5 protein-coding genes are annotated in these 3,912 nt (G+C 62.3%); 2 read left to right on the top strand and 3 right to left on the bottom strand.

All coding sequences use genetic code 11. The annotated features are described in order from the left end of the window. A partial coding sequence (locus tag ACH2EI_RS17915; RefSeq protein ID WP_395161020.1) for an acyl-CoA dehydrogenase family protein occupies positions 1-225 on the top strand: 225 nt, incomplete at its 5' end. 141 nt (positions 226-366) lie between these two features. Here ACH2EI_RS17915 and ACH2EI_RS17910 read toward each other — a convergent pair. The 3 genes from ACH2EI_RS17910 to ACH2EI_RS17900 all read right to left on the bottom strand — a co-directional run bounded on the left by ACH2EI_RS17910 (position 367) and on the right by ACH2EI_RS17900 (position 2,439). Beyond that, on the bottom strand, positions 367-1,143 hold the full coding sequence (locus tag ACH2EI_RS17910) for an HNH endonuclease signature motif containing protein (protein ID WP_395161018.1): 777 nt from the start codon (positions 1,141-1,143) through the stop codon (positions 367-369). A 266-nt stretch (positions 1,144-1,409) separates the two neighbouring features. After that, on the bottom strand, positions 1,410-2,060 hold the full coding sequence (locus ACH2EI_RS17905; RefSeq protein ID WP_395152124.1) for a class I SAM-dependent DNA methyltransferase: 651 nt from the start codon (positions 2,058-2,060) through the stop codon (positions 1,410-1,412). A 7-nt stretch (positions 2,061-2,067) separates the two neighbouring features. Next, a complete protein-coding gene (locus ACH2EI_RS17900; RefSeq protein WP_395152126.1) occupies positions 2,068-2,439 on the bottom strand; it encodes a DUF2237 family protein in 372 nt (123 codons plus the stop codon). Positions 2,440-2,523: 84 nt separating this feature from the next. Between ACH2EI_RS17900 and ACH2EI_RS17895 the strand changes: the two genes are divergently transcribed. Continuing rightward, on the top strand, positions 2,524-3,912 hold a 1,389-nt coding region (locus ACH2EI_RS17895), incomplete at its 3' end, for a hypothetical protein (RefSeq protein ID WP_395161016.1).

Here is a 3,912-nt window from a genome sequence, read left to right as displayed (position 1 = left end):
GTCGCGAACATGTTGGGCCGCGTGATCGATCGCTCGATTCAGGTTCATGGTGCGCTCGGCTACTCGACCGATACGCCGTTGGCGCACATGTACCAGCACGCCCGCTGGGCCCGCTTCGCCGACGGTGCCGACGAGGTGCACGAGATGCGCATCGCCCAACGCACCATTGCTGCCTACACCGACGACGGGTCGACGCGCCGCGCCACCGGCAACCTGCCGATTTAGGCGCTATGGCAGGTCGGTATGCAAGGGTGTTCGTACCGCTGACGACCAGAGAGAACCGACCGATCCGCTACGGCGACTTCAGTCGGGGTCGCGTGTGTTGAACGGTTTGATGACGGTGCCGTTGGGTGTGATGAGGGGGATTCAGCCGTGTCGGTCGCGTCGGCCGCGTAGCTGTTTGGAATGTTTGCGGCGGTCGTGTGGTCCGCAGAGTGGCATCGAGTTTGCTTGGTTGGTTTCGCCGCCGTCGACCCGTGGTTCGATGTGGTCGACGTCGCAGAATTCGGCGGGGACGTCGCAGCCGCGGAACCCGCAGTGGATGACCAGCAGTTGTGCTGCGTGGCGTGCTTTGCCTGTGAAGAGTCGTTGTGTGCGGCCCATGTTGATCACGACGTTGTGGGCATCAACCATGACGCGTCGGACACTGCCGGTAAGCATTGCTTTCAACGCGACATCGGGGCGCACGGCGACACCGGTGCTCGTGGCGCAGCGGCGTGAGGCTGGGTCGGTTGCTGCCAGGTCGCTGAGGCCGTTGTTGGTGAGGTCGAGGAATCCGTGGCGGGCGAGTACTTCGAAGTCTTTGTGGGCTTCGGCTTCGACGGCCAGATCGAAGACCTTCTTTATCTCAGCCGACTGGAGTGGGTCGCCGCCCGAAGCGTGCATCGAGATGGCACCGTCGTCGATGCGGACCGACGCGGTGCGCTGGTCTTCGTAAAACTTTTGGTCGCTGAATGCGCCGTCTTGGTTGGCTTGCACGATGAAGTGTTTGATTGCAGCAGCGAACTCGTCATGTTCGAGTCGTTCGGCTTGGCTGACAAACAAGGCGGCGAAGCCGGCGAACTGGTCCCCGGCACGCGGATGCTGCTGCGCTGTTGCCATTGCGTCGACTTGGCCCCCAGCGATGCGACTGTAGCTGAACACGTCAGCAATCTCGGGTGCTGGTTGAACAGTCGGGCGCGCCGCTTGATTCGTAGTGCGTCGGGCCCGGAACAGTTCAACTGTTGCTTCAGATAGGCCTTGATTGATGACTGGGCATGTTCTTGGAACAGCTGTCGGGCATCGACCACAGCGGTGACGGCTGCGATCTCCACGTCGGCTTCTGAGGTGCTCCTGTTGCCACAGAATTCTGGAAGATTTTTGTGGCAACGACATCGGCCCGCCGAGCGACCAGCATGGATTCGCCGGGATCAGCAGCGTCGGAGCACGTAGACGGTCGACATACTGCCGAGGCCTTCGATGTGGGTGCCGTGTTCGGCGAACTCTTGCTCGGCGAGGCCGGACGAGATGACGTCGGTCAACGCGTCGGTGAACTCGGGAACTTCGAGAGCGTGATCGTTGTACGAAAAGACCAGGCGGCCATCGGCCGCGAGCGCTTCGAGCGACTGACGAAGCAGCGAAGCGGGTGCCGCACCGACTCCGATCACGCCGACTGCAGCGATGGCGTTGTAGGTGCCCCGAGCGAACGGGAACGGATCGTCGATGTCAGTGACCCAGGTGTCGCGATATATGCCGGCCACTCGGGCGACGTCGAGCATCTCAGCGTTCACATCCGTGCCGACGAGATCGGTGAGCCCGGCCGAAGCAAGTGCTGCGCCGGACAATCCGGTTCCGCAACCGATGTCGAGGACGGTGGCGTCCGAAGCAACGAAGCGCCGCAGCGCATCGGCGCAGCGCCTTGGTGTTTGGTATCCCTGGCGAGTCAGCTCATCGTCGTAGCTCGCTGCCCACTGTGTGTAGTACGCGTCGGTGTCGGCTTGCGTGGCGAGGTCGTACACGTTGCGGAGGTACTCGACCCTGCCGTTTGTGCCGTCGTGCGTCTCGCCGTCCGTACCGCTCATTACTGGCTCACGGCTCGGCAATGATGGCGTGCTGCTTGAGCTCGGCAAGATCGACGTATTCCAGCGTGCTCACGTGAGTGGACTCAAGGACGACGTCGCATGCTTGGCCAGCGTCGAAGGCTTCCTTCCAGCGCATTGCGCAGACGCACCACTGGTCGCCCGGGGCCAGACCGGCGAAGCCGTACTCCGGCATCGGGGTGCTGAGGTCGTTACCGCGCGACGCCGAGTAGGCGAGGAAGTCAGCGGTGACACGGCAGCACACTGTGTGCATGCCAGGGTCGTCGCCACGGTTCTCGCAACAGCCGTTGCGGTAGTAGCCGGTCATCGGGTCGTAGGAACACGGCATCAGATCTGTGCCGAGGACGTTCATCTGCTGCATCTTCCGAGTCTGGCATCCAAACGGCTGCGAAACGAGTGGAGGATCTTGAAACACAGCTCCACGACAGCAACTACGGTCATCTTTATGGGGTCTTTAGCGGACAAACTCGACTTGCTCGCCGTCACTGCCCGTCAGCTGTATCCCGACGATCCGCTCGCGGATCGCTTCATGGTCGAGTACCACCGTGACGTCCCGGTCGACGATGTCGAAGATCGTGATCTCGGCGATGTCGTGAGTGTTGCTGCCGCTCACCTCGAACTTGGCCGACACCGTGCAGCAGGACAGACGCTCGTCAAGGTAATTGTGCCGCAGACACAGACCCAAGCGTCAGGCAGTGCAGTACTCCTGTTCGTTACCGATGACATTCCGTTTCTCGTCGACACGGTCCGAATGGTGCTCGATCGTCGGTCCCTCGGGATCGAGCTGTTGGTCTACCCGATGCTGTCGATCGCTCGTGACGGTGACGACGAGTTGGTCAAGGTGTTCGAGCAAGGCGCCGCTCGGCCGGTGGCGACGCAGGTGGAAGCGTGGACGCAGATCAGGCTGAACGGCTGCCATGCCGACTTCCTGTCGGATGTCGAAGACGAAGTCACTGCTGCTATTGCCGACGTGGTCCGGATCGTTGCCGACTTCCCCGAGATGCGTGAACGGCTCCTGAGTGTTGGCAGAGACGATGCGCTCGTTGCATGGTTGGCCAATCAACATTTCGTGCTCCTTGGCGCCGCGTCGTACGAGCGACGGGTTGACGTCGCCGGCGAGGTGAGCCTGCACTTGGCGGCTGGCTCCGAACTCGGCGAGTACCGCCCGGACACCCGGCTTGATGCAACAGCGGTCGGGCCACCGTCGAAGGCCGGCGATGTCAACGCCGAGCCGGTGGTGATCGCTCGGACCGAGGCGCTGTCGACCATCCACCGGTCGGCCCGGCTGACGAGCCTGGCCATCCGTCGCGCCACGGGAGACACGGTGATCGAAGAGCGATTCATTGGTCTGCTCGGGAGCGGTGCATATCGGGAGAGCGTGTTTTCGATCCCAGTACTGCAAGACCGTGCGACCGCACTTCTCGAGCTGTCCGGGGCAGCGGCGATCACGTACACGGGTCGTGCGATCAAGAACGTGGTCGAGACGTTGCCGCGAGATGTTGTCTTCGAGCTTGGTCAGCACCAGATGGCAAGCCTGGTGATCGACATCGTCGGTCTGCAGGAACGTTCCATCGTCCGCGTCTTCGATGTGGCCGAGCCGGTGGGCTCGTTCAGTACCGTGTTTGTGTACCTACCGCAGTCTCGTTTTCGTGCGGGCCTGCAACACGACGTGGCCGACCTTGTGGCCGAGCATTACGGCGGCGACGTGCGCGACGTCGAAACGTTGCTTGGCTCGAGTTCGCTCGCCCGTATCTCGATGACGGTCCGCACGAGCGGGCCGGTCGACCTCGATCGACTGGCCGAGATCGTCGATGCTGCAACCGCATCGTGGGAT

Source organism: Ilumatobacter sp. (genome assembly GCF_041688325.1).
Taxonomy (GTDB): domain Bacteria; phylum Actinomycetota; class Acidimicrobiia; order Acidimicrobiales; family Ilumatobacteraceae; genus Ilumatobacter_A.
This window is presented reverse-complemented; position numbering and strand designations above follow the sequence as displayed.

Excerpts from the sequence above, each read along its gene's own strand:
- ACH2EI_RS17905 (WP_395152124.1), bottom strand. The coding sequence starts at position 2,060 with ATGAGCGGTACGGACGGCGAGACGCACGACGGCACAAACGGCAGGGTC.
- ACH2EI_RS17900 (WP_395152126.1), bottom strand. The coding sequence starts at position 2,439 with ATGCAGCAGATGAACGTCCTCGGCACAGATCTGATGCCGTGTTCCTAC.